This window comes from Rhizobium sp. CB3171, assembly GCF_029714265.1.
GTDB lineage: Bacteria > Pseudomonadota > Alphaproteobacteria > Rhizobiales > Rhizobiaceae > Rhizobium.
This window is the reverse complement of the sequence record NZ_CP121653.1, coordinates 2,279,430-2,304,097: the sequence shown is the minus strand read 5'-3', so window position 1 is coordinate 2,304,097 and position 24,668 is coordinate 2,279,430. Positions and strand designations below refer to the sequence as shown.

At 59.4% G+C, this 24,668-nt stretch carries 18 protein-coding genes; 13 read left to right on the top strand and 5 right to left on the bottom strand.

What is annotated here, in order from left to right; all coding sequences use genetic code 11:
- Positions 1 to 364: 364 nt before the first annotated feature.
- The 3 genes from QA648_RS29715 to adh all read left to right on the top strand — a co-directional run bounded on the left by QA648_RS29715 (position 365) and on the right by adh (position 5,723).
- Positions 365 to 2,536, top strand: coding sequence for a bifunctional diguanylate cyclase/phosphodiesterase (locus QA648_RS29715; protein WP_283052506.1), 2,172 nt, complete (start codon positions 365 to 367; stop codon positions 2,534 to 2,536).
- Between the two features lie 589 nt (positions 2,537 to 3,125).
- Positions 3,126 to 4,079, top strand: coding sequence for a helix-turn-helix domain-containing protein (locus tag QA648_RS29710; RefSeq protein WP_283052504.1), 954 nt, complete (start codon positions 3,126 to 3,128; stop codon positions 4,077 to 4,079).
- A 135-nt stretch (positions 4,080 to 4,214) separates the two neighbouring features.
- A complete protein-coding gene (adh, locus tag QA648_RS29705) occupies positions 4,215 to 5,723 on the top strand; it encodes an aldehyde dehydrogenase (protein WP_283052503.1) in 1,509 nt (502 codons plus the stop codon).
- 128 nt (positions 5,724 to 5,851) lie between these two features.
- Here the strand turns inward: adh and QA648_RS29700 are convergent, their stop codons facing one another.
- On the bottom strand, positions 5,852 to 6,598 hold the full coding sequence (locus QA648_RS29700; RefSeq protein WP_283052501.1) for a helix-turn-helix domain-containing protein: 747 nt from the start codon (positions 6,596 to 6,598) through the stop codon (positions 5,852 to 5,854).
- 220 nt (positions 6,599 to 6,818) lie between these two features.
- Between QA648_RS29700 and QA648_RS29695 the strand changes: the two genes are divergently transcribed.
- Genes QA648_RS29695 through QA648_RS29670 form a run of 6 tightly spaced genes read left to right on the top strand, consistent with a single transcriptional unit; the run spans position 6,819 to position 17,146 of the window.
- Positions 6,819 to 9,563 (top strand): MFS transporter, encoded by a 2,745-nt coding sequence (locus QA648_RS29695; RefSeq protein WP_283052499.1) that lies wholly within the window; start codon positions 6,819 to 6,821, stop codon positions 9,561 to 9,563.
- Positions 9,564 to 9,576: 13 nt separating this feature from the next.
- Positions 9,577 to 13,323, top strand: a complete 3,747-nt coding sequence (locus QA648_RS29690) for a nitrate reductase subunit alpha (RefSeq protein ID WP_283052498.1) — start codon at positions 9,577 to 9,579, stop codon at positions 13,321 to 13,323.
- Positions 13,320 to 14,846, top strand: a complete 1,527-nt coding sequence (gene narH, locus QA648_RS29685) for a nitrate reductase subunit beta (RefSeq protein ID WP_283052497.1) — start codon at positions 13,320 to 13,322, stop codon at positions 14,844 to 14,846. Before QA648_RS29690 ends, narH begins: the two co-directional genes overlap by 4 nt.
- Positions 14,843 to 15,553 carry a nitrate reductase molybdenum cofactor assembly chaperone gene (narJ, locus tag QA648_RS29680; RefSeq protein WP_349254308.1) on the top strand — a complete coding sequence of 237 codons (711 nt, stop codon included), beginning with the start codon at positions 14,843 to 14,845 and terminating at the stop codon, positions 15,551 to 15,553. Before narH ends, narJ begins: the two co-directional genes overlap by 4 nt.
- A gap of 13 nt (positions 15,554 to 15,566) precedes the next feature.
- Positions 15,567 to 16,298: a respiratory nitrate reductase subunit gamma gene (narI, locus tag QA648_RS29675; RefSeq protein ID WP_283054308.1), complete on the top strand. Its 732-nt coding sequence runs from the start codon at positions 15,567 to 15,569 to the stop codon at positions 16,296 to 16,298.
- Between the two features lie 5 nt (positions 16,299 to 16,303).
- Positions 16,304 to 17,146 (top strand): peptidylprolyl isomerase, encoded by an 843-nt coding sequence (locus tag QA648_RS29670; RefSeq protein ID WP_283052496.1) that lies wholly within the window; start codon positions 16,304 to 16,306, stop codon positions 17,144 to 17,146.
- Here the strand turns inward: QA648_RS29670 and QA648_RS29665 are convergent.
- Positions 17,135 to 19,198 carry a recombinase family protein gene (locus QA648_RS29665; RefSeq protein ID WP_283052495.1) on the bottom strand — a complete coding sequence of 688 codons (2,064 nt, stop codon included), beginning with the start codon at positions 19,196 to 19,198 and terminating at the stop codon, positions 17,135 to 17,137. The two genes, QA648_RS29670 and QA648_RS29665, sit on opposite strands and share 12 nt — an antisense overlap.
- Positions 19,188 to 19,385: a hypothetical protein gene (locus QA648_RS29660; RefSeq protein WP_182306133.1), complete on the bottom strand. Its 198-nt coding sequence runs from the start codon at positions 19,383 to 19,385 to the stop codon at positions 19,188 to 19,190. The genes QA648_RS29665 and QA648_RS29660 overlap by 11 nt, the downstream gene beginning before the upstream one ends.
- Positions 19,386 to 19,837: 452 nt before the next feature.
- Here QA648_RS29660 and QA648_RS29655 point away from each other — a divergent pair, with 452 nt between their 5' ends.
- Genes QA648_RS29655 through mog form a run of 3 tightly spaced genes read left to right on the top strand, consistent with a single transcriptional unit; the run spans position 19,838 to position 21,666 of the window.
- Positions 19,838 to 20,119, top strand: coding sequence for a hypothetical protein (locus tag QA648_RS29655; protein WP_283052494.1), 282 nt, complete (start codon positions 19,838 to 19,840; stop codon positions 20,117 to 20,119).
- On the top strand, positions 20,116 to 21,141 hold the full coding sequence (moaA, locus tag QA648_RS29650; RefSeq protein ID WP_283052493.1) for a GTP 3',8-cyclase MoaA: 1,026 nt from the start codon (positions 20,116 to 20,118) through the stop codon (positions 21,139 to 21,141). Before QA648_RS29655 ends, moaA begins: the two co-directional genes overlap by 4 nt.
- A 6-nt stretch (positions 21,142 to 21,147) precedes the next feature.
- The gene (gene mog, locus QA648_RS29645; protein ID WP_283054307.1) at positions 21,148 to 21,666 is read left to right on the top strand and encodes a molybdopterin adenylyltransferase; all 519 of its coding nucleotides are present in this window, start codon (positions 21,148 to 21,150) and stop codon (positions 21,664 to 21,666) included.
- Between the two features lie 26 nt (positions 21,667 to 21,692).
- Here mog and QA648_RS29640 read toward each other — a convergent pair whose 3' ends face one another.
- Positions 21,693 to 22,370 carry an NnrU family protein gene (locus tag QA648_RS29640; RefSeq protein ID WP_104827549.1) on the bottom strand — a complete coding sequence of 226 codons (678 nt, stop codon included), beginning with the start codon at positions 22,368 to 22,370 and terminating at the stop codon, positions 21,693 to 21,695.
- Between the two features lie 33 nt (positions 22,371 to 22,403).
- Positions 22,404 to 23,099 carry a Crp/Fnr family transcriptional regulator gene (locus tag QA648_RS29635; protein WP_199773632.1) on the bottom strand — a complete coding sequence of 232 codons (696 nt, stop codon included), beginning with the start codon at positions 23,097 to 23,099 and terminating at the stop codon, positions 22,404 to 22,406.
- Between the two features lie 339 nt (positions 23,100 to 23,438).
- Between QA648_RS29635 and QA648_RS29630 the strand changes: the two genes are divergently transcribed.
- Positions 23,439 to 24,647 (top strand): NnrS family protein, encoded by a 1,209-nt coding sequence (locus QA648_RS29630; RefSeq protein ID WP_283052492.1) that lies wholly within the window; start codon positions 23,439 to 23,441, stop codon positions 24,645 to 24,647.
- Positions 24,648 to 24,668 lie beyond the last annotated feature (21 nt).

The following is a 24,668-nucleotide window of genomic DNA, read 5'->3' as shown; positions in this document are numbered from 1 at the left end:
AGGCTACCTTGCAGCGCTGTCGGCTGTAGCAGCGAGCGCACAGACGACGTTTCTTCAGGGAGCAATAGAAGAAGGAATTTCCGCCAAGCGCGCGCTTGTGCATGGTTGCGGTTGCCTGCGCAAGGCTGTCCATTTTACGATCTACAGTCCAAATTGCGCAACAAGTTGTGTTTGCCGCAATCGGCGATGTACTTTGTTAAGGACTCTGTACTCAAACTGCATTGCGCCTATTCATCTTCTTTCCTGATCGATGAATTCGCTGAGCCTTCAACTCCGCTCGAATGAATTGTGCGGTTCTTCCCGATGAAAGTTCGACCGGATGTATGACACCTCCTGTCCCTTTGCCGGCAGGAGGATCCATGTGATGCTGCTATCTCTCTCCCATAACTGGCAGGCGGATGGTTCGTTTGCGGATAGCGATGCAGTTGCTCAGCCCGGCGCGATTGCCCGCGTGGACGAGTCTAGCCGGCACGAGAAGCAGAGGCTTGAAGATGCGCTTGAATTCGCGGAAACGATCATCGCCGCCATCCCTGATATTCTGTTTGAGATGGACCGAAACGGACGGTATCTCCAGATATGGACAAAGCATCCGGAACTTCTGGCTGCGACCAAACAACAACTGCTGGGCAAAACGGTAAACGACGTCCTCCCGCCTGAAGACGCGGCGGCTGCGTTGCGCGCCATCCGCGAGGCCGACGAGAAAGGCGCCAGCGATTGTCACGTCATTCGCATCGTCCAACAGAACGGCGAGTCCCGATGGTTCGAGCATCATGTTGCAAAGAAAGCGGGCAGTGAAACATCCTCCCAAACGTTTCTTGTTCTGTCACGGGATGTTACCGAACGGAAACTGGGAGAGCATATTCTAGATGAAGCGCGAACACGCCTCCTCACGGTACTTCAGACTATACCCGACATGGTATGGTTGAAGGATATCGAGGGCGCCTATCTCCTTTGCAATCACGCCTATGAGCGTCTGATCGGCAAGTCGGAGTCCGAAATTGTTGGCAAAACGGATCTAGACCTGTTTGACGCCGACGTCGCACGCCTTTTCCGCGAAAGGGAGCTGGAAGCGATCCGTGCCGGAGGCGTCGTGATCAATGAGAAATGGGTCACACACCACGACAGTGGACAACGCATACTTCTGGAAACACGAAAGGTCCCAATCGTTGGCGCCGAGGGAAAGACAACGGGTGTTCTCGGCGTGGCCCGCGACATTACCGAGTTGAACGCCTCCCGCGAAAAAATTCATCGGATGGCCTTCTACGATTCGCTTACGGACTTGCCCAACCGGGAACTGTTCTTTGGGCGGTTGCGGCAAGCGATGGCAGATGCTGAGTCCCATCGCCAAGTTGTAGGCGTCATGATGATGGACATCGACCATTTCAAAGCCGTAAACGACACGATGGGACATCCCGTCGGCGACGAACTGCTTTGTCAGGCGGCCAGACGCTTCCAGGCAAGCGTGCGCAGCGCCGACACCGTGGCCCGTCTCAGCGGCGATGAATTCGCCATCCTCTTGCCAGACATCCGGCACGCGGACGATTTGCGCGATATCGCCACCAAGATGCTCAAAACATTCGACGAACCCTTCCTGCTCGACGGCAGGGAAGTCTTCGTCTCATGCAGCATCGGGATCGCGCTCCATCCCGAGCACAGCACTGATGCAAACGATCTCGTCAAATATGCCGATTCCGCAATGTATTTGGCAAAGCGTCTTGGGCGGGGAGGCTTCCAATTTTATTCGAGGCAACTGACAGCAGACGCGCAACACCGCCTGATGCTGGAATCGGAATTGCGCCGGGCCATCGAGCGCTGCGAACTGGAAGTGTACTACCAACCCAAGGTACTCGTCGAAAACGGCAGGATAGTTGGCTCGGAGGCTCTCCTGCGATGGCATCACGGAAAGATGGGCATGGTTCCTCCGGCTGAGTTCATTCCGATTGCCGAGGACACTGGATTAATCGCGGATTTGGGCCGATGGGTATTTCGCGAAGCCTGTCGAACCGCGGCAGAATTGAACGCCGACACCCCAGCGTCTCACAAAATGGCGATCAATGTCTCATCCAGGCAGTTCCAGCGATCTGATCTGCTGGAGATGGTAACCCAGATTCTCGATGAAACCGCCTGCCGCCCTGAGTGGATCGAGATTGAGATCACGGAAAGCCTTCTGCTGGATCAACAATACGAGACACTGGCCACTCTTTGTGCCCTTCGGACGATGGGAATCTCAATTGCCATCGATGATTTCGGTACCGGCTATTCGGCGTTGAATTATTTGGCTCGCTTTCCCATCGACACCCTGAAAATCGATCGATCATTCATCAGCAGTGGAGACAAGCGCAGCGCAGAGCTGGTCAAGGCCATTCTCTCGATCGCCCGTTGCCTTGGGCAAAACGTCGTGGCGGAAGGTGTCGAGACGGTCGAACAGGCGGCGTTCCTAAGGGCTAACGGATGCGACGCGGCACAAGGGTTCTTGTACAGCAAGCCCGTGCCAAAAGCCGAATTCGTGAAGCTGCCGCAGTTCTTGAAGGTCTGATCGGGATTGATGCCAAATGGACGTCGTTCGGTCTGAAGGGCGCGTTTCATGCGCGCTATTGTTTAGTGCCGGCTTCGAAATTTCGTCATCGCGGCCATGGTAGGACGAGATGATGGAGCATCGCTGAGACGTCCCCATTTCAACGGCTTGAAGCTGATTGCCGTCGCCGTGGCCGCGTAGGATCAGGAGACGCGGCATCGATTCCCGCGCCTGACAGTCATTCCCAAATCGAACCGCCGCTTTCCCATTTGCCCCCAACGTGGTGAAAGCGGCGGCTCGACTGCCCCATTGGAACTATGCCTCTGGGGCGTCTCTACCAAATCAGATTTGATCAAGGGCACATTGATGAGGATCAAGGTATTCGCTATCGCCTGATCTACATTTTGGAAAATTGTGCATAAGCGGACGTGCCAAGGAATACGGCTGACATGACGTGCTCTGTGCTTGTCTGCCGCTCGAGATGTTTGGCGGATCTCTGGGACACAGCGATCCATTGGGCCGGAAACTGGTCTTGGCGGCAGCATGTCCAGGATTGCCACGTCGCCCTTTTTTAGCAAGAATTGATCTGACGTTCGGTGGGAGGAGCCCAATGTACGAGCATTCTGCGCATGCGGATCAGGTTTATGCATCCGCGCAGTCTGTTGCTGCAAGTTCTACGATCGTCGCCTCCTGGCGGCGCTGCATGACCATGCATCGATTGGCACCGGAGGAAAAGCGGTTGCCTGTTCGTCTGAGCGACCAGGAATTTCGAACGGCATGTCAACAGTCGGAAAGGCTGCTGGTGGAAGCGGCTGATGAACTCGGTCGGCTCTTCTCGACAGTCGGAAAGGCTGGCTGCTGCCTGCTTCTGACCGATCGTGACGGCATTGCGCTGGAGCGGCGCGGCACGGCAGGCGACGATAAGGAGTTCCAGAATCTCGGCCTCTGGACCGGCTCGGTGTGGACCGAGGCGAGCATCGGCACGAACGGCATCGGCACGGCGCTTGCCGACGATCGGGCTGTGGCGATCGTCCGGGATCAGCACTTTTTCTGCTCCAATATCAATCTGAGCTGTACCACGGCGCCTATCCGCGACCATCGCGGCCAGATGGCCGGCGCGCTGGACGTTTCAACATGCCGCGAGGATGTCAACGAGGTGACGCTGGCTATCATCTCCCAGACGGTTCGCGAGGCGGCCATGCGTATCGAACTCGGTCTTTTCCGCAGCGCCTTTGCTGGAGCTCGTTTCGTTTTGGTTCCGACCGATAGCGGTTCGACCTCGGCGCTTCTCGCCGTCGATCGGAACGATATGGTGCTTGGTGCGACGAGAGCCGCACGCGTGGCGTTGAAGCTCGACGACCAACGCATTTCCGCTGGCGTTCCAGCCACCGATGCATTGCGGGAAAAGCATCCGGACGATGGAAAAGCTCTTCGGGAGGCTGAACGTGCCGCTCTTCTCAGGGCACTGTCACGCGCCAATGGCAACGTGACGCAAGCCGCGCTCGCCCTTGGCATGAACCGTGCCACTCTTCATCGCAAGATGAGGAAGCTGGGTCTGCATTGACCGATCGAAAGTGTCGCAGAGTTGCGACACTGTGCACTGCAGTATGGACCACGCACCCTGTCGTCCGACGATAAAGACGCGCAGATTTCTCCCATCGGGTTTGCAGCCCGGAATTGTCGACCAAGGGAGGATGACATGCTGCATCAGAAAATCGTCGAATCTCCATTCAAGCTCAAATATGGGAATTACATTGGCGGCGAATGGCGCGAGCCGATCGGCGGCAGATATTTCGACAACATCACGCCGGTGACCGGCGGCAAGATCTGCGAGATTCCACGTTCGGACGAGAACGACATCAACGTGGCTCTGGACGCCGCCCACGCGGCCAAGGACAATTGGGCCAAGACATCAGCCGCTGAGCGCTCGAACATTCTGATGAAGATCGCCCAGCGGATGGAAGATAAACTCGAAACGCTCGCCCAGGCGGAGACGTGGGACAACGGCAAACCCATTCGCGAAACAATGGCCGCCGATATTCCACTCGCGATCGACCATTTCCGCTATTTCGGCTCTTGCATTCGCGCTCAGGAAGGCTCGATCGGCGAGATCGACCAAGATACCGTCGCCTATCATTTCCATGAGCCGCTCGGCGTCGTCGGCCAGATTATCCCGTGGAACTTCCCGATCCTCATGGCCGCCTGGAAGCTGGCGCCTGCCCTTGCGGCCGGCAATTGCGTCGTTATCAAGCCCGCCGAACAGACGCCCGCTTCGCTGCTCGTCTGGGCGGAAATCGTCGGGGATTTGCTGCCGCCCGGCGTGCTTAATATCGTCAACGGCTTCGGCCTGGAGGCCGGCAAGCCGCTCGCGACCAGCCCGCGTATCGCCAAGATTGCTTTCACCGGCGAAACGTCGACCGGTCGGCTGATCATGCAATATGCCAGCCAGAACCTGATACCCGTCACGCTCGAACTCGGCGGCAAGTCGCCGAACATCTTCTTTGCCGACGTGATGGCGGAAGATGACGATTTCCTGGACAAGGCGCTCGAAGGGTTCGCCATGTTCGCGCTGAACCAGGGTGAAGTTTGCACCTGCCCCAGCAGGGCGTTGGTCCAGGAATCCATTTACGATCGTTTCATGGAAAAGGCCGTGAAGCGGGTCGAGCAGATCAGGCAGGGCAACCCGCTCGATTCCGCTACGATGATCGGTGCCCAGGCTTCCAGCGAGCAGATGGAGAAGATCCTTTCCTATCTCGATATCGGGAGGCAGGAAGGAGCCGAAGTGCTAACGGGCGGCGGCCGCAATGATCTCGGTGGTGAGCTTTCAAGCGGCTACTACATCAAGCCGACGATCTTCAAGGGTCATAACAAGATGCGCATCTTCCAGGAGGAGATCTTCGGTCCGGTCGTATCTGTGACCACCTTCAAGGACGAGAAGGAGGCGCTGGAAATCGCCAATGACACGCTCTACGGCCTCGGTGCCGGCGTTTGGACCCGCGACGGCAACCGCGCTTATCGCTTCGGGCGTGAAATCCGCGCCGGCCGCGTCTGGACGAATTGCTATCATGCCTATCCGGCCCATGCGGCCTTCGGCGGGTACAAGCAGTCCGGCATCGGTCGTGAGACGCATAAGATGATGCTCGATCACTACCAGCAGACTAAGAACATGCTGGTGAGCTACAGCCCGAAGGCGCTTGGCTTCTTCTGATCTCCTCTCAAGTGCTATCTATATGCAAGGGCTTCCGGCTGTTGGCTGGAAGCCCTTAGCCAGCTTGCAATGAGGGAAAGTCTTGGGTGACGAGAAGGGTCAAGCCACGGCCGCGCGTTTCCTACCGGCTAAAGTGGATAGGGAAGTTGGGTCAGGTCAAATTCGTCGCTGCCGTCGATATAGGAATCAAAGCCGCATTCGGCCGCAAGCCTGGCAGAATCAAGGATGGCGATCGTCTGACCATCGACCCTGATCCCCGCCTTTTCGAGACCGGACAGAGCACGGGAAAAGGATTCGCGGGTAACGCCGAGTTCGGAGGCGATCAGGGTCTTCTCATAAGGAAGGACGGCCTTGTCGGGCGTTCCCTGCCGTGCCGATAAGGCGAGTAGGTAGCAGCCAATGCGTTGGGTGGAAGACCTCAGCTTTAGATTCTTGATCTGCCGCACCATTCGGCGGAACTGATGAGCAAGGCTTCCGATCACGGCATGCGCAAGCAACGGTTCACGCGCCACGGCTATGCGGAATGTTCCTGCATGGATTAGCAGAAAACGCGAGAGTTCCGGCACACGCGCCTGCATGAGGTAGGGCGCGCCTGTCACGACGGCAGCGGGAATGAGGAGCCCCGGCTCGCGCACCGCTTCGATCAATACCTCGCGTCCCTCCCGCGACTGGCCAAACAACTGGACCGACCCCGAAAGAAGCGCGATCTGGAAGTTTGGTATGTCACCCTGCTCAAAAAGCACGGTGCCTGGCGCCACGCTATGCTGTACCGAATTGCCAAGCAGCTCCTTTCGTGTTGCGTCGGGCAGCGACTGAAACAATGGCAGTTCTTCCAGCATGCCCCGGAACGATGCGCCGTACTCTCCTTTTCTCATCGATCTCCGTCCCACCGGCAACGGTCCGCGATTCTTAGAACAGAACGGGACCCGTGCGCTCACCTTCCGCGGCCGCCCAACGCGGCTCACATCAAAACAGTATGTGATAAAAATCACGCCGATGATTGATGTGGATCAAGGAGTGCAACTGACTGTGTTGCCATCCTGCTGTCGATAGCTCCCAACCGCGCCAGGCGCGAACTTTCATCGAGGGCAGCCCATGACACAGGAAACGGCACGACCCAAGGCCGGTCAAATTTTGGGAATGAGCACAGCCGCGTTCACGGCCTGCTTTGCGGTGTGGACGATCTTCTCGATCATCGGCATCCGCATCCGACAGGAACTCGGACTAAGCGAAACTCAATTCGGGCTTCTGGTCGGCACGCCCATCCTCACCGGCGCGCTGATCCGCGTCCTGCTTGGCATTTGGACCGATCTTTACGGCGGCAGGCTCGTCTTCACCGCAACTATGCTCGCCGGTGCGGCCGCGACTTTCCTGCTATCTTACGCGCACACTTACCCGCAGATGCTGGTGGCCGCGCTTGGGATTGGCATCGCAGGCGGCTCCTTCGCCGTCGGTGTTGCCTATGTGTCGCGCTGGTATCCGCCCGAAAAACAGGGAACCGCACTCGGCATTTTCGGCGCCGGCAATGTCGGCGCGGCCGTCACCAAGTTCCTTGCTCCCTTCGTCCTCGTCGCCTTCGGTTGGCAGGCGGTCGCGCAGATTTGGGCTGCCGGACTTGCCGTCATGGCTATTCTGTTCTGGCTGACCACCAAGGATGATCCGGTAACCGTCGAGCGACGTCGCTCCGGCATCCGGCCGACGAGCGCCTGGCTCGAACTCGAACCGCTCAAGAATGTGCAGATCTGGCGCTTCGGACTTTACTATTTCTTTGTGTTCGGTGCGTTCGTCGCACTGGCACTCTGGCTGCCGCAATACCTGATCAAGGTCTATGGCCTTAATATCGAGACGGCAGGCATGATCGCTGCCTTCTTCTCGGTGCCGGCGAGCCTGTTGCGCGCCTATGGCGGTCATCTGTCGGATACCTATGGCGCGCGCCGCGTCCTCTATTGGACTTTCCTTGTCTGTACAGCGGCGACTTTCATACTCTCCTATCCGCCGACCGACTATGTGGTCCACGGCGCAAACGGTACGACCTCATTCCATCTTGAAATGGGCCTTGGCGGCTTCGTCGTCACGATCTTCGTGCTCGGCTTCTTCATGGCGCTCGGCAAGGCAGCCGTCTACAAGCACATTCCAGCCTACTATCCGAACCATGTCGGCTCGGTCGGGGGCCTCGTAGGTATGATCGGGGGCCTCGGCGGCTTTTTCCTGCCGATCCTCTTCGGCGTGCTGCTCGATTTGACGGGTCTGTGGACGAGCTGCTTCATGGCGCTCTTCATGCTTGTCGGCGGTGCGCTCGTCTGGATGCATCTTGCGATCCGTCAAATGGAGCGCGGTGCTGCCGGCGTGCCCCTCTCTCGGTTGCCGCCGTTCCCGGAAATGCAGGGACTGCCTGAACCAGTGGTTCAGACCCGTCCGAGCAAGGCGGTGCTGACCGACTGGCGCCCCGAAGATCCGGTGTTCTGGCAGAAGATCGGCCGGGCAGTCGCTCGCCGAAATCTCTTGCTGTCAATCCCGGCGCTGCTTCTCTCCTTTGCCGTCTGGCAAGTTTGGTCGGTCGTGGTCGCCAAGCTACCGCTCGCGGGTTTCACCTTCAGCGCCGACCAACTCTTCTGGCTCGCCGCATTGCCGGGCCTGTCGGGTGCTACGCTGCGGATCTTCTACTCGTTCATGGTGCCGATCTTCGGCGGCAGGCTCTGGACGACGCTCACTACCTGGTCACTCATCATCCCGGCGGTGGGCATCGGTTACGCCGTGCAGCATCCCGAAACGCCTTATGTCGTATTCCTGATCCTGGCCTTGCTTTGCGGGTTCGGCGGCGGCAATTTCGCCTCTTCCATGGCCAATATCTCCTTCTTCTTCCCGAAATCGGAGAAGGGCAACGCGCTTGCGCTCAATGCCGGACTTGGCAATCTTGGTGTCAGCGTCGTGCAGTTCGCCGTGCCGCTTGTCATTGCAGTAGGTCTCTTCGGGCCGCTCGGCGGTACACCTCAAATGGCAGCCAGCACAGCCGGAGTTGCGCCGCTCTGGCTGCAGAATGCCGGTTTCTTCTTTGTGCCCTTCATCGTGCTGTCGGCTTGCGCCTCCTGGTTCGGCATGAATGACATCGCCTCGGCCAAGGCCTCGTTCGCAGAGCAGGCAATCATCTTCCAGCGGAAACACAACTGGATCATGTGCTGGCTCTACACCGGTACGTTCGGCTCCTTCATCGGCTATTCCGCGGGCTTCCCGTTGTTGTCGAAGATGTTGTTTCCGGAGATCAATGCGTTGCAGTTCGCCTTTCTCGGACCGCTGGTCGGCGCGCTGTCGCGCTCAGCTACCGGCTGGCTTGCCGATCGCTATGGCGGCGCGCGCGTCACCTTCTGGGTCTTCGCGTTGATGATGGCCGGTGTTGCGGGCGTGCTGTGGTTCACGGGCATGAGAGATCAGCCCGGCGCCTTCTGGGGCTTCTTTGCCAGCTTCCTCGTCCTTTTCTTCGCCACTGGCGTCGGCAATGCCTCCACCTTCCAGATGATACCGGCGATCAGCGCCAGGGAGATGGAGCGGCTGATGCCCGGTGCCGACGCCGAGATGCGTCGTCGTCAAGGGGAGAAGGAGGCGGCCGCCATCACCGGCTTCACCTCGGCGATTGCCGCTTTCGGAGCCTTCTTCATTCCGAAGAGCTTTGGCACCTCGATCGCGTTGACCGGCAGCGCCGAGACAGCGCTCTGGGCCTTTCTCGTCTTCTACGTGAGCTGCCTTGTCCTTACCTGGGTCGTCTACACCCGCAAGGGCGGCCTTCTTCATGACATCGAGCGGCGCAAGCGCCGCACCGCCGGCCAAGCCGCCGCGGCCGAATAACAGGGAGAAATATATGTCGCACTTCCTCGACCGTCTGACCTTCTTTCGCAAGAATGTTGGTCAGTTCTCCAACGGGCATGGGATCGTCACCAGCGAGGACCGCTCCTGGGAGGATGGCTACCGCAAGCGTTGGCAGCACGACAAGATCGTCCGTTCTACCCATGGGGTGAATTGCACGGGTTCCTGTTCATGGAAGATCTATGTCAAGGGCGGGATCGTCACCTGGGAGACCCAGCAGACGGACTATCCGCGCACGCGACCCGACCTGCCGAACCACGAGCCGCGGGGCTGTGCCCGCGGTGCCTCCTATAGCTGGTATCTCTACTCCGGTGCGCGGGTGAAATATCCGATGATCCGCGGCCGGCTACTGAAGCTTTGGCGCAGGGCACGGAAAACCATGTCGCCGGTCGCTGCATGGGCTTCGATCGTGGAAGACGCAGAAAAGCGAAAGTCCTACATCTCGATCCGCGGCCATGGCGGCTTTGTGCGAGCCACCTGGGATGAGGTCAACGAGATCATCGCCGCCGCCAATGCCTACACGATCAAGGCGCACGGCCCCGACCGCATCATCGGTTTCTCGCCGATTCCCGCCATGTCGATGGTTTCCTATGCAGCCGGGTCACGTTATCTGTCGCTGCTCGGCGGCGTCTGCATGTCCTTCTATGACTGGTATTGCGATCTGCCGCCAGCAAGCCCGCAGACCTGGGGCGAGCAAACGGATGTGCCGGAATCGGCCGACTGGTACAATGCCGGCTTCATCATCGTCTGGGGCTCGAACGTACCACAGACCCGCACGCCGGACGCCCATTTCTACACCGAGGTCCGCTACAAGGGCACCAAGAGCGCTGTCGTGAGCCCCGACTATGCCGAGGCGACCAAGTTTGGCGATATTTGGCTCAATCCGAAGCAGGGAACGGATGCCGCGCTGGCGCTTGCCATGGGCCATGTCATTCTGCGCGAATACCATCTCGATCGTTCGGTTCCCTATTTCGACGATTACACGCGGCGCTACACCGACATGCCGTTCCTGGTGCGTCTTGCCGAGCAGAACGGCAAGCTAGTGCCTGAGCGCCTGCTTCGCGCCTCGGAGCTGAAAGGCGCGCTCGGAGAGACCAACAATCCGGAATGGAAGACGGTTGCCATCGACGAGAATACGGGTGATCTGGTCGCTCCGCTCGGTTCCGTCGGCTACCGCTGGGGCGAACAGGCGAAATGGAACCTTGAGGAGAAGGATGGCCACGGTCGCGATATCCGCCTCAAGCTCACGCTTGCAGGGGACGGAGCGGAAATCAGGGCGGTCGATTTCCCCTATTTCGGGGGACGTGCCACCGAACATTTCGTTGCGACTGCACATGACGAAATCCTGACCCGCAACGTTCCGGTCCGTACCATCGCCGGTGTGGATGGCGAGCCGGTGACGGTCGCGACCGCGTATGACCTCATGATGGCAAATTACGGTCTCGACCGCGGCTTCGGCGGCGCCAACGTTGCTCGCAGCTATGACGAGGACATGCCGTTTACGCCGGCCTGGGCGGAACGTGTCACCGGGGTGAAGCGTGATGCGATCATTACCGTTGCGCGCGAGTTTGCCACCAATGCCGAAAAGACCAACGGTCGCTCGATGGTGATCCTCGGCGCTGGCGTCAATCATTGGTACCATATGGACATGACCTACCGGGGGATCATCAATCTCCTGGTGTTCTGCGGCGCCATAGGCCAGTCGGGCGGCGGTTGGTCGCATTATGTGGGGCAGGAGAAGCTGCGCCCACAGACCGGCTGGACGCCACTGGCCTTCGCGCTCGACTGGAACCGGCCGCCCCGCCATATGAACTCTACCTCCTTCTTCTACGCGCACACGGATCAATGGCGTTACGAGACACTGACGGCGGAGGAGATCCTGTCGCCGACGGCACCGGAAGGCGACTGGAGCAGAAGCTTCATCGACTATAACGTCAAGGCTGAGCGTATGGGCTGGCTGCCGTCGGCGCCTCAGCTCAAGCAAAATCCGCTCGACATCGCCGCAAAGGCGAAAGCCGCGGGGCTGGCGCCAAGGGATTATGTCGCCGGCGCACTCAAGTCCGGCGAGCTGGAACTATCCTGCCACGACCCCGACGACCCCGCGAACTGGCCGCGAAACATGTTCGTCTGGCGCTCGAACCTGCTTGGCTCCTCCGGTAAGGGGCACGAATATTTCCTGAAGCACCTGCTTGGAACCGAAAACGGCGTCATGGGCAAGGACCTCGGGACGGAAGGCGCGGTGCGCAACAAGGAGGTCGTCTGGCACGACGAGGCGCCGCGCGGCAAGCTCGACCTGCTGGTGACGCTCGATTTTCGCATGTCAACCACCTGCGTCTATTCGGATATCGTCTTGCCGACCGCCACCTGGTACGAAAAGAACGATCTCAATACATCCGACATGCATCCCTTTATCCATCCGCTGTCGGCGGCGGTTGATCCGGCGTGGGAAGCTCGTTCCGACTGGGAAATTTACAGGGGCCTCGCCAAAACCTTCTCACGGGTTGCATCGGAGGTGCTCGGCATCGAACAGGACGTCGTCCTCACACCGATCCAGCATGACAGTGCCGGCGAGATGGCCCAGGCCTTCGATGTGAAGGACTGGAAGCATGGCGAGATCGAAGCCATTCCAGGCCGCACGATGCCGTCCGTCGCCGTCGTCGAGCGCGACTATCCCAATATCTATGCACGATACACGGCGCTCGGGCCGCTGATGACATCCGTCGGCAATGGCGGCAAGGGCATCAACTGGCAGACGCAACACGAGGTCGAAGCGCTTGGGGCACTCAACGGCGTGCATTCGGAGGGTGCGGCAAAGGGCCTGCCGAAAATCGAGAGCGACATTGATGCGGCTGAGGTCATCCTGATGCTCGCACCGGAGACCAACGGGGAGGTGGCGGTGAAGGCCTGGGATGCCCTGTCTGCGGCAACCGGCCGCGACCATGCCCATCTCGCCGTTCCCAAGGAAGACGAAAAGATCCGCTTCCGCGATATCCAGGCGCAGCCGCGCAAGATCATTTCATCGCCCACATGGTCGGGCATCGAGAGCGAGAAGGTCTGCTACAATGCCGGCTACACCAATGTTCATGAGCTGATCCCCTGGCGCACGCTTACCGGCCGTCAGCAGCTCTATCAGGATCACCTCTGGATGCGGGCCTTCGGCGAAGGTTTCGTCACCTGGAAGCCGCCGATCGACCTGAAGACGATCGCGGCCGTCAAGGACCGCCGACCGAACGGAAACAAGGAAATTGTCCTCAATTTCCTGACGCCGCATCAGAAATGGGGCATTCACTCCACCTATACCGACAACCTGCTGATGCTGACCCTCAATCGCGGCGGGCCGGTCGTGTGGATTTCCGAACTGGACGCGAAGTCTGCGGGTATCATCGACAACGACTGGGTGGAAGTGTTCAACACAAACGGGGCGCTGACTGCGCGCGCCGTTGTCTCCCAGCGCATCAAGCAGGGCATGATGCTGATGTATCATGCGCAGGAAAAGATCATAAACACGCCCGGCTCGCAGATGACCGGCAATCGCGGCGGCATCCATAATTCGGTGACGCGCGCGGTGCTGAAGCCCACCCACATGATCGGCGGCTATGCCCAACTCGCCTACGGCTTCAACTACTATGGAACCGTGGGCGCCAACCGCGACGAATTCATCGTTGTGCGCAAAATGTCCAATATCGACTGGCTTGAGGGGCCGCTGCATTCAACCAAGGCGCCGAAGGAGGCCGCAGAATGAAGATCCGTGCACAAATCGCGATGGTGCTGAACCTCGACAAATGCATTGGTTGCCACACCTGTTCCGTCACCTGCAAGAACGTCTGGACCAGCCGCGAAGGCGTCGAATACGCCTGGTTCAACAATGTCGAGACCAAGCCCGGCGTCGGCTATCCCCGTGAATGGGAAAACCAGGAGAAGTGGAACGGCGGCTGGCGGCGCAAGCGGAACGGCAAGATCGAGCCGAAGATCGGCGCGAAATGGCGCATCTTGGCCAATATATTCGCCAATCCGGATCTGCCCGAAATCGACGACTACTACGAGCCCTTCACCTTCGACTACGAACACCTGCACACGGCGAAGGAATCGAAGGCCTTTCCTACAGCCCGGCCACGGTCGCTCGTGTCCGGAGAGCGCATCGAGAAGATCGAATGGGGTCCGAACTGGGAAGAAATTCTTGGTGGCGAGTTCGAAAAGCGTTCTAAGGACGTGAACTTCGAAGGGGTCCAGAAGGATATCTACGGGCAGTTCGAAAATACCTTCATGATGTATCTGCCGCGGCTTTGCGAGCACTGCCTCAACCCGGCTTGCGCGGCCGTTTGTCCGTCGGGTGCCATCTACAAGCGCGAAGAGGATGGCATCGTTCTGATCGATCAGGATAAGTGCCGCGGCTGGCGCATGTGCGTTTCCGGCTGCCCTTATAAGAAGATCTATTACAACTGGTCGTCCGGCAAATCGGAGAAGTGCATCTTTTGCTATCCACGTATCGAGGCAGGCCAGCCGACCGTTTGTTCAGAGACTTGCGTGGGCCGCATCCGCTATCTCGGCGTCCTTCTTTATGATGCCGACCGCATTGAGCAGGCGGCCAGCGTTCCCGACGAAAAGGACCTCTATCAGGCACAGCTCGACCTGTTCCTGGATCCGAAGGACCCGAAGGTGATCGCGCAAGCGCGCGCCGACGGCGTGCCGGAGACCTGGATCGAGGCGGCCCGCACGTCGCCGATCTGGAAGATGGCGATGGACTGGAAAGTCGCGTTCCCGCTGCACCCGGAATACCGCACGCTGCCAATGGTATGGTACGTGCCGCCGCTTTCTCCGATCCAGTCGGCTGCTGCCTCCGGCAAGATGGGCCTCGACGGTGACATGCCGGATGTGCGGAGCCTCCGCATCCCGCTGCAATATCTCGCCAACCTCTTGACCGCGGGCAACGAGGAACCCGTGGCGCTGGCTCTCGAGCGCATGCTTGCCATGAGGTCCTATATGCGAGCCAAGTCCATCGACGGCCGTATCGATGAACGCATTGCCGAGAAGGTTGCGCTTACCGGAGCCGACATTGAGGACATGTACCGGATCATGGCGATCGCCAACTATGAGGATCGCTTTGTCATCCCGACCGCGCGCCGCGAATGGAGCGAAGACGCCTATGACCTGCGCGGTTCCTGCGGCTTCTCCTTCGGCAACGGCTGCTCCGGCGGCACGAGCGAAACCAATCTCTTCGGCACCAAGCAGACGAAGAAGGCATCGAACCCGATGGAGATCGCATGATGGCCGAAGAACATGGAATTCTCACTTTGCGGGCGCTTTCCGCTCTTCTAACCTATCCGACAGAGGAGCTTTGCGCGGCGGTGTCAGAGATCGAAGGCGTGATCGTCTCCGAAGGGCTCCTGCCGGCCCCCGCTGCAAAATCGCTTCGGCCGCTTCTCGACGACCTTGTCTCGCTCGATCTTTTTGAGTTGCAGGAGCGCTATGTCGAACTCTTCGACAGAACGCGCCGCCTCTCGCTGCATCTTTTCGAGCATGTGCATGGCGAGAGCAGGGATCGGGGTCAGGCTATGGTCGATCTCGCCTCGCTTTATGAGAAAGGCGGGCTGGAACTCGCCGCCAACGAACTGCCGGACTATCTCCCGCTGTTCTTGGAATATCTGTCGACGAGACCACGCAAAGAGGCGCTGAATCTTCTTGCCGAGACCGCCAACATTCTGGGAGCGCTCGAAGAACGCCTTTTGTCCCGGAATTCTCCATATGCTGCCGTTCTGACCGCGATCCGTGTGATGGCGGGTGCATCTGCCGAAATCTCCAACGCCGATGCCGGCGAAGCATTGGTTGGTGATCTCGCCGCGCTCGACTCGGAATGGGAGGAGACGGCTGTCACCTTTGGCCCTGGAAGCGGTGGAATGGATAGCTGTTCCAGCGAACGGCTTCAGACCCGTCTCCGTGCAGCACGTCGCGACGTGCGCGCCAATGCCCGTTGAAGGAGGAACGATGATGTCCGAGACCATCAATTCCGTGTTTTTCGGTTGGTATCCGTACCTTTGCCTCACCGTGTTCCTGCTCGGTAGCCTGATCCGTTTCGACCGCGAACAATATAGCTGGAAGACAGGCTCCTCTCAGTTGCTTCGTCGCAGCCAGTTGCGGTGGGGCTCGAACCTGTTTCACGTCGGCATACTGGTGATCTTCTTCGGTCACGCCGGCGGATTGCTCACGCCGATTGCCGTCTTCGATGCGCTCGGTATCGCTCACAGCTTCAAGCAGGGGCTCGCGATCGTCGTCGGTGGCATCGCCGGCATCGCCTGCTTTGTCGGGATATCCCTTCTAGCCCATCGCCGGTTCTTCGATCCGCGCATCCGCGCCACTTCGAGCTTCGGCGACATGGCGATCCTGCTCATTCTGTGGCTGCAACTGACGCTCGGCCTCTCCACGATTTTTGTGTCCCTCGGCCATATGGACGGTCATGAAATGGTGAAGTTCATGAATTGGGTGCAAGGCATCCTGACGTTACAGCCGTCTTCGGCCGCTTACGTTGCGGACGCGCATCCGATCTTCAAGATGCATCTGTTGCTGGGCATGACGATCTTTCTGCTGTTTCCCTTTACCCGGCTGGTCCATGTCTGGAGCGCACCGGTCTGGTATCTCGGCCGCCCAGGGTATCAGGTCGTGCGCAGCCGTTTCACGCGTGAGCGGCATCCGGCCCGTTCCTACAGACATCCGGCGGAGTGACAAACATGGTTTCTATCGTCATCGATCGCACGGCAGCGCGCGCCCATGAGGGCCATAACCATCGGCATGAGCATGTGTCTGCATCGGCCCGCAATGGATCGTCCGAACCTCTCACCATGCCGCCGGTGAGCGTCAACGGCGTTTCGATTTCCCGTAAGGACATCGCCGCGGAGACGCAGAATTTTCCTGCTGTCAATCCGGGCGCTGCCTGGTATGCGGCAACGCGGGCGCTCGTCATCCGTCAGTTGCTGATGCAGGGAGCAAGTCGCCTCGGCATGACCGCCGAACCGCAAAGAGACGCGGACGGACGGGTGGAGACCGAAGAGGATGCATTGCTGCGCGCGCTCGTCGAACGCGAAGTGGAAACTCCGAAGGCGGACGATGAAATGCTGGCTCGCTTCTATGAGAACAACCGCAAACGCTTTGTCACGCCGCCGCTCTACGAGGCGGATCATATCCTGATTGCCGCAAGAAGAGAGGATGGCGCGACTTTTGGTGAAGCCCGTGAGAGGGCTGCCTCGCTTGCTGCCGTTCTGGCGGAGCAGCCGGAGCGCTTTGCTGCCCTCGCCAGGGATTGTTCCGACTGCCCATCAAGGGAAGTCGGCGGCAGCCTCGGCCAGATCAGCCCCGGGGAAACGACACCGGAATTCGAGGCAGCGCTAGCCGGGCTTACCCCAGGGGAGATATCGGCCCCGGTTGAGACGCGCTACGGTGTCCATCTCATCCGACTGGTGAGGAGGATCGAGGGCAGGCGTCTGCCATTCGAGGCGGTCAGGGATCGGATTGCCCGCTATCTGGAGGAGCATGTACAATTCTGTTTCATAACGCCCATCTTTCTATGTTGTTGAAGGGAATAAGCTTTCCTGATCTGGATGCGATCCTGTGGGGTGTCGGGGGTTCTGCCGGGCGCGATCGAGGATCTGACGTGCTTGTGAGGTCGCGAGTTTTGAACGGCTGAAGATCCATGGGCCATCGGGTAGCGGATGAGCCCCCTCAATATCGCCAGCCTCGGCCGCCAGACGCAGCGTCTTTGGCGTTATCCCGAGTAACTTCGCCGCACCGCCCAGATTAAGCCATGGCTCGACCCCGTCGATCTGCGGACGGAAGACCGGAATCTTGCGATATGACCTCAGCGCGGTGACCCGCTCCCGTGTCCAGCGATTGCCATTGCCAGTTGTCAGTCCGTTGCGATTGAGGACACCGGCAATCACATCATCATTGGCGAGCAAGACGAGCTGTCTCACAGCGTCGACAATGTCGTCAGGGGTCGCGTTTCTTTGGCCACGGCGTCGCTTCGGCAGGCGCAGCTCGGTGTGGACGCCTCCAACCCAATGAATGACGAGGACGATCTCAGAAGTTCCATCATCGAGATCGGCGACCACTTCATTGATGAGCGTGCGCACGATGCGCTTCTTCAGCCTTGCATCGGTTGTCGGCGCCGTCCAGACGGTGCGAAGGTTTCCCGCAAGCGCGGTTACCTGTGATGCGGACATGGGGAACGGCTGAGGCGTAACTGTCCGATGTTTGGCAATCCTGGTCTCGATCTCGCCGACGCGTGCGAGTGTCCTATTCCAGCGCGCTTCGAGCTCTGACGTTACAAGTCTGTTCTCCGGATCGGCCGCGTCATATTGCCGGAATGCCCGGTCGGCTACATAGCGTGCTGCCTCGAGGTCGCGTAGCAGGGCATCCTGAACCTGATCGCGTTGGCTGGCCATATTGCGTTCCGCCTCAACGGCGGCCGCAATGGCTCCTGGTTCGACTACGCCGAGCAGCGCCTCCTCGATCGCATCATCGACCCGCAGACCGCCGAAGGCGATGCAACGTGGTTCGCCATTATCGAGTAGACCACGCCAACAGGAATAGCGCGGAATGTTATGCTTGTTTCCGGTGTACCGGACGGTCAGCTTTCGACCGCATCTCTTGCAACGGAAAAGGCCGGCAAGCAGAGCGTCGCCGTGCTTCGGCGCCCCGTGATGGCGGCTGGCTGGCACATTGTCGCTTACCATCTTGCGGATCTCCTCCGCCCGTTCCCAACTGACGTAACCTTCATGTGCATCCGGGATCAGCGCCAGCCATTCATCACGCGCCTTGCGACGAATTCCCGACCGGCCATCGTATCGGGGCACGGAGCGACTCTTACCATAAGCGTAAGCGCCTCCGTAGATCGGGTTCGCAATCATCCGGTGGATGGTGGCATAATTTGGCCTGCGCCAGATGACGTCACCATTGGTATACCTGACCGGCAGGTCCAGCCCCTGCTCGAGGAACCATAGCAGAGCCTGCCGCGCACTGCCGAGTTCGGCAACCTTGTCGAAGACGAGTGCGATGGCTTCCTGGATGCGTCGGTCGGGATCCTTCTCGATCCTGTCACCGGTCTTCACGAAGCCGGCCGGAACAGTGACCACGAGCTCACCGCGGCGAGCCTTCTCATAGCGGGCGGAAAGGGAACGCTGACGCAAGAGATCGAGCTCATACTCGTTGAGGCTGCCCTTCAAACCCAAGAGCAGGCGGTCGTTGCCCTGGCGGGGCGCATAAACTGCTTCCTGGTCGACCAGGACGGTATCGACAACGCGGCACATCTCGATGAGTTGCTGCCAATCGCGGCTGTTCCGGGCGAAACGCGATACCTCACGCGCGGCCACGGCGCCAACCTTGCCAAGGCAGACTTCCGCCACCATCCGATCAAATCCAGCGCGGGTCACGCCGCCGGCGGCCGAACGACCAAGGTCGTCATCCACCGTCTCTATTTGTGACCATCCAAGCGCTGCCAGACGGTCGCGCATGGCGTACTGGAGGGCGCTGCTCTCTCGATTATGCAGAACCTGGTGAGCCGAGGACTGCCGAACATAGAGGATGGCCTTCCGCTCCAGATGATGCGGCCCGATCTTCTCATGCATCATGATCGGCCTCCTTCTGTTGGGAGGCATGTCCGCACTTTGCGTGATCGACGAACAGCCGCACGATGAGCACCGTCAACGCTTGGCGGGTCTCCTCCGGCAACTCCGGCCATTGCGGCGTCCCTGCCGTTTTCCCCCGCTGCGGGGCCGAGAACAGATCGAACTGGCATGTCATGGGCTGGCGAGGCATGAACATCTCTCCGACTCGTTTCGTGAGAGACCAATGCTGCGCCCATTACCGAAGATTGCGATGAGACATCAGCGTCCTTCAGCAATCTTGCCAAAATATGCAGGCTTGCGAGATCGACGTGCGGAACCGGCAGGCTGCGCCAACAACCACTCACTGATCGGTCGAACATCCACGACGGGACCTCAAGAAGTCGACCAGAAGAAGAACCAGAAAGGCTGCAGCGGAAAACATGCGTCCCTTTGGACACCGCCTCATGCACGTGAACGAGCCGCCCGGACCAGGGATGCCACGGATACAAAAGCTCGCGAACCTCGGTCCCGTGGGTGTTCTGTCGTCGTGTTGTACTCCGACAGGCGACCGCACAGTATATTTCGCTGCTCATCGGGCGCGCCGATATCCGCGGGATTGCTCTTGAAGGTGCCACAACACCCTTGGTGCAGTGAGGAAAAAGCATGTTCGGAACACTTATTGCCTCGCTCGACAACCCCCAAACCGCGGCGACGGTCATTGAGACGCTCGGGATGGAGGGCCTCGCAGATCGGCTCAAAGAGGCGGCCAGTTTGGAAGCAGTGGAACCGGCGGCCTATCTCGCCATGGTCGTCCGTTCTTTCATGGAGACGGCGTCCGACGATCATTTTGTTCAATTGATCGGCATCATGAACCGCGCCGAGGATCCGGGTCTTTCAGCCCTTCGCACCATTCTCGAAAAGGCTTTGCCCGGGGCGGCGCCATGACCGCGTGTTTTGCGACCAACACCTTATCCTGCCCACTGACCGATCTTTTCGGTCGCCGGATCACCTATCTCCGGCTGTCTGCGACCGACCGCTGCGACCTGCGCTGCGTCTATTGCATGGCCGAGAACATGACCTTCCTGCCGCGCAGGGATCTGCTGACGCTAGAGGAAATGGATCGTTTGGCTTCGGCCTTTGTCGCCCGCGGTGTTTCGAAGATCCGCATCACAGGCGGCGAACCCTTGGTGCGTAAGGATATCATGACATTGTTCGAAGCGCTGTCGCGCCATCTGACGACAGGAGCGCTCAAGGAACTGACACTTACGACGAACGGAACGCTGCTTGCCAAGCATGCCGAAGCTTTGTCGCGCGCGGGCGTTCGGCGTGTGAATGTCTCCCTGGACACACTTGACGCGACGCGCTTTCGAGAGATCACGCGGCGAGGAAGCTTTGGTGTGGTGATGGACGGATTGCAGGCGGCACAGGACGCGGGCCTTGCCGTCAAGCTGAATGCCGTTGCGCTCAAAGGCATCACGGAAGGCGAGATCCATGACTTGATAGCCTTCGCTCACGGTCGCGGCATGGACCTGACGCTGATCGAGACCATGCCGCTTGGGGATGTTGGCGCGGACCGGATCGATCAATATTTGCCGCTGACCGATCTTAGGCGGCTGATCGAGACGCGCTGGACGCTCACCGACATACGCGAACGTACCGGCGGGCCGGCGCGTTACGTCCGTGTGGCCGAGACTGGCGGACGGATCGGCTTCATTACGCCGATGAGTCATTCCTTCTGCGAGACCTGCAATCGCGTACGCGTCAGCGCGACCGGCGTGCTCTATACCTGCCTCGGCCAGGAGGACAAGATTGATCTGCGTCCAGCGTTGCGCGGGTTCGAATCTGACCAGGCGCTGCACACGGCAATCGACGCAGCCATCAGGGCGAAGCCGCGAGGCCACGATTTCAGAATTGATCGCCGCGGAACGCCGACGCTTGCCCGTCATATGTCCGCGCTTGGAGGCTGATCCATGGTGCGCATTGGCATCCTCACCGTATCCGACCGAGCAAGCCGCGGCGAATATGACGATCTCGGGGGCCCGGCGATCCGGCATTGGCTGAATCGGGCGATCACATCGCCGTGGATAGCCATTTCGAAGATAATCCCCGACGGTTTCGAAAGCGTCCGCGAGGCGCTGATCGAATTCTGCGATCAAGAGCGGACCGATCTTATCCTGACGACCGGCGGAACCGGTCCGTCTGCACGGGATGAGACGCCGGAAGCCTTTCGCGCCGTGATCACAAAGGAGTTGCCGGGCTTCGGCGAGGTCATGCGACGGGCGAGTTTCCAGAGCGTGCCTACGGCAATTCTCTCTCGACAGTCGGCCGGCATACGCGGCAGCACCCTGATCATCAATCTGCCGGGAAAACCGTCATCGATCGGCCTTTGCCTGGACACAGTGTTTCCGGCGGTGCCCTATTGTCTTGATTTGATCGGCGCCGGCCGCATCGAAACTGACCCGGCAATCGTTGCGACCTTTCGTCCTTCGTAAGCGCCCAGTTTACGAAGGCCAGCGCCTTACATGAAAATCGACAGCGGGTCGGCGCCAAAAAGGAAGCGATGGCCCCAGAGAAGCAGCCAAATGGTGAGGGCGGCCGCCGCTATCGCGCCAATCAGCATCGGCGCGTCGACACTCAACCTATTCCCGCGGGCAAGACCGCCGAAGGGCACGATAGAAGTCTGAGCCGCAAAATTGTTCCATGTCGTTCCCAAGCGACGCCTGGCACGCATCTCCGCCATCGGAATGCTGCCGAGCGAAAAGAACGCGAATCCTCCAAAAAGCAGGAGGGAGCGCAAGTCGCCATTCGCGGCCAGATGACCGACTGCCCAAAGCGCGAATCCCCAAAGGACCGGGTGGCGTGTTATGCGAACGATCGCTCCGGGTTGTCCCGCTGTGCGCATGGATACCGACAATGGGTTGCGGCTCAGAAGCCCGCCGAGGACCAGGAACAACCCGACTGGAGCCAGAACAAATGTCACTCCGGCATGCCAGGGTTGAAAGTCCCAGAGCGGGATATAGTCCAAAGCCAGTGCGGCGCGGAATACCCATATCAATGCCGCGATCGATGCCGCGGAATAGACAAGCAAATAGGCCGGCCGGCCTATTTGCTGGACAATGCTCCCGCGGATGGCCGGAATGGCGGGGATCGAGTGAAAGGTGACGAAAGCCACGAAGGCGGTTATGAATTCATGCATTTTTCGGTCCAGAAACTGGCGTTCAATCGCGGTTCAACTGCGCGCCCGATCGGCAAGATTGAGCAACTTTTGGGGATCGCAGATCGTCAACTTCTGCCGGCCGCCTTCCACGATGCCTCTCGCCTCCCATGCGCTCAAGATTCTGGAGACCGTGTGCAATGTGGTGCCAGTCATTTCCGCAATATCCTGCCGCGAGATTGGAAAATCGATACGGATACCTGTGTCCACCTGCTTGCCTGCCTGTCTTGACAGTCTCAGGACCGCATGCGCAACGCGCCTCTCGACTTCTTCCGTCGACATTTCCCGGATACGGGTGTGAGCTTCCTCCAACCGCTGCCCGATGGTCTGCATCGCAGTAACGGCGAGACGGGGATTCTGCTCCACGAACCGTGACCACATCTCCGTGGGCCACGCCAGAGTGAGGCTTTCGGCCGCCGCTATGGCGGTGCCGGGATAGTCGGCGCGCTGGAGCGCCATCGCAAAACCGAACAAATCGCCCGGATGGACCATCCGAACGATAATCTGCTGGCCGTCGGGAGTGACCTGGGTCACTTTGAGCCGCCCATGGAGAAGGAGAAAGAAAGACTTGGCCGGGGCGCCTTGTTCAAATACAGCGTCGCCCGGCATGACGCGACGCGAAACGGCATGCTCCAGCATTGCGTTCAGGTCGCTGTCCAACATACGATCGAACAAGGGTAGAGACTTCAGTACTGTCGGGTCGATTTTCACCAGGAATGGGCCTCTGTTATTGGCGGCTCCGAATGCGTGATGAAGCAGGCCGCAAAGCGTGAACATCCAGCCCCGCTTCCGCATGCCGTCATCGGGGTCCGGTTGACGGACAAGTCGGAAAGGCGGCTGGCCGGATTATTCGTCATGCTTGATCCCTTGACGTCGACAGTGCCCCTCGACCGCCGACGATACAATAAAAGATCCGTGCCGATCCTCTTTGACATGGCGCAAATTCAGCATTGGGACAGCCAAAGTCCTGGGACACGATCCTTGCGTATTCGCAACGACGGTCGCTGTGAGCTCCCTTATGGCTGAATGGCCAATTCGGAGATATCGCTTATGCAACAGCATCCTCACGCCACATCCGGGGAACATATTGTTCGCGGATTGTCGCGCTCGCGGCCCGTTCTCTTTTCCTATGGTTTCCGCCCGTTCTTTCTTGCGGCGGCCGTCTGGGCGATCATCAGCATCGATTTGTGGGTCCTGTTTCTTTCGAGGGGCCTGCCTATCGCCGAAGAATACGGAGCAATCTACTGGCATGCGCACGAAATGCTCTTCGGCTTCGCGTCTGCAATTCTCGCAGGCTTCCTCCTAACTGCGATCCCGAACTGGACCGGCCGCTTGCCCATTTCGGGCCGGCCGCTCATGGCTTTGTTCGCAATATGGCTCGCGGGCCGTGCGGCGTTGCTGCTTATCGATTGGATCGGCGCAATTCCCGCCGTGTCTGCCGACAGCATATTCTTGCCGGTCCTGCTCGTGCTTTGCGCGCGGGAGGTCATAGCCGGCAGGAAATGGAAAGATCTGAAGGTTATCGCAGGCCTGGCGGCTCTTTCCGTCGCCAACATCTGCTTTCACCTTCAAGTCTTGAAGGGCGTCACACCTGACATTGCCATTCGGTTTGGCCTAGCTGCCTATGTTTTGCTAGTGACGATCATTGGCGGGCGCATTCTTCCGAGCTTCACGCGCAACTGGCTGAACCGGTCCGGCCGCACGGATTTTCCCGCGCCCTACGATAGCTTCGATGCGGTCTCGATCGCCGCAGGCATGCTGGCCTTGGTGTCTTGGACACTCGCACCGACGACGGTGGCGACGGGCCTGCTCGCTGCCAGTACGGCAATCCTGAATGCGGTACGCCTCGCGCGCTGGCGGGCATGGACGACTTGGCGAGATCCAATGCTTGTGGTCCTGCATATTGCTTATCTGTTCGTTCCGATTGGGTTTGCCGCAATTGCCGCTGGTGCCGTAGGCCTGGAGCAGATCGCGATCCTCCACATTTTGGCGATCGGCGTCGTCAGCCTCATGATGCTGGCGGTCATGACCCGTGCCAGTCGTGGCCACACCGGAAGGAAGCTGAAGGCCAGTTTGACCACCACCGTGTCCTACACAATCCTTGTGACGGTTGCGGTCGTGCGGCCGCTCGCCGAATTGATGCCGCCTTATGCCGACGTAATATTGATGCTTGCTGCGGCGGGGTGGACTGCTGCATTCGGGTTGTTCGCGGTCGAACATGCCCCGTTTCTTTGCAAGGAAAGAAAACCCCTCCGGTGAAAAAGGCGAGCCGGGCCACGC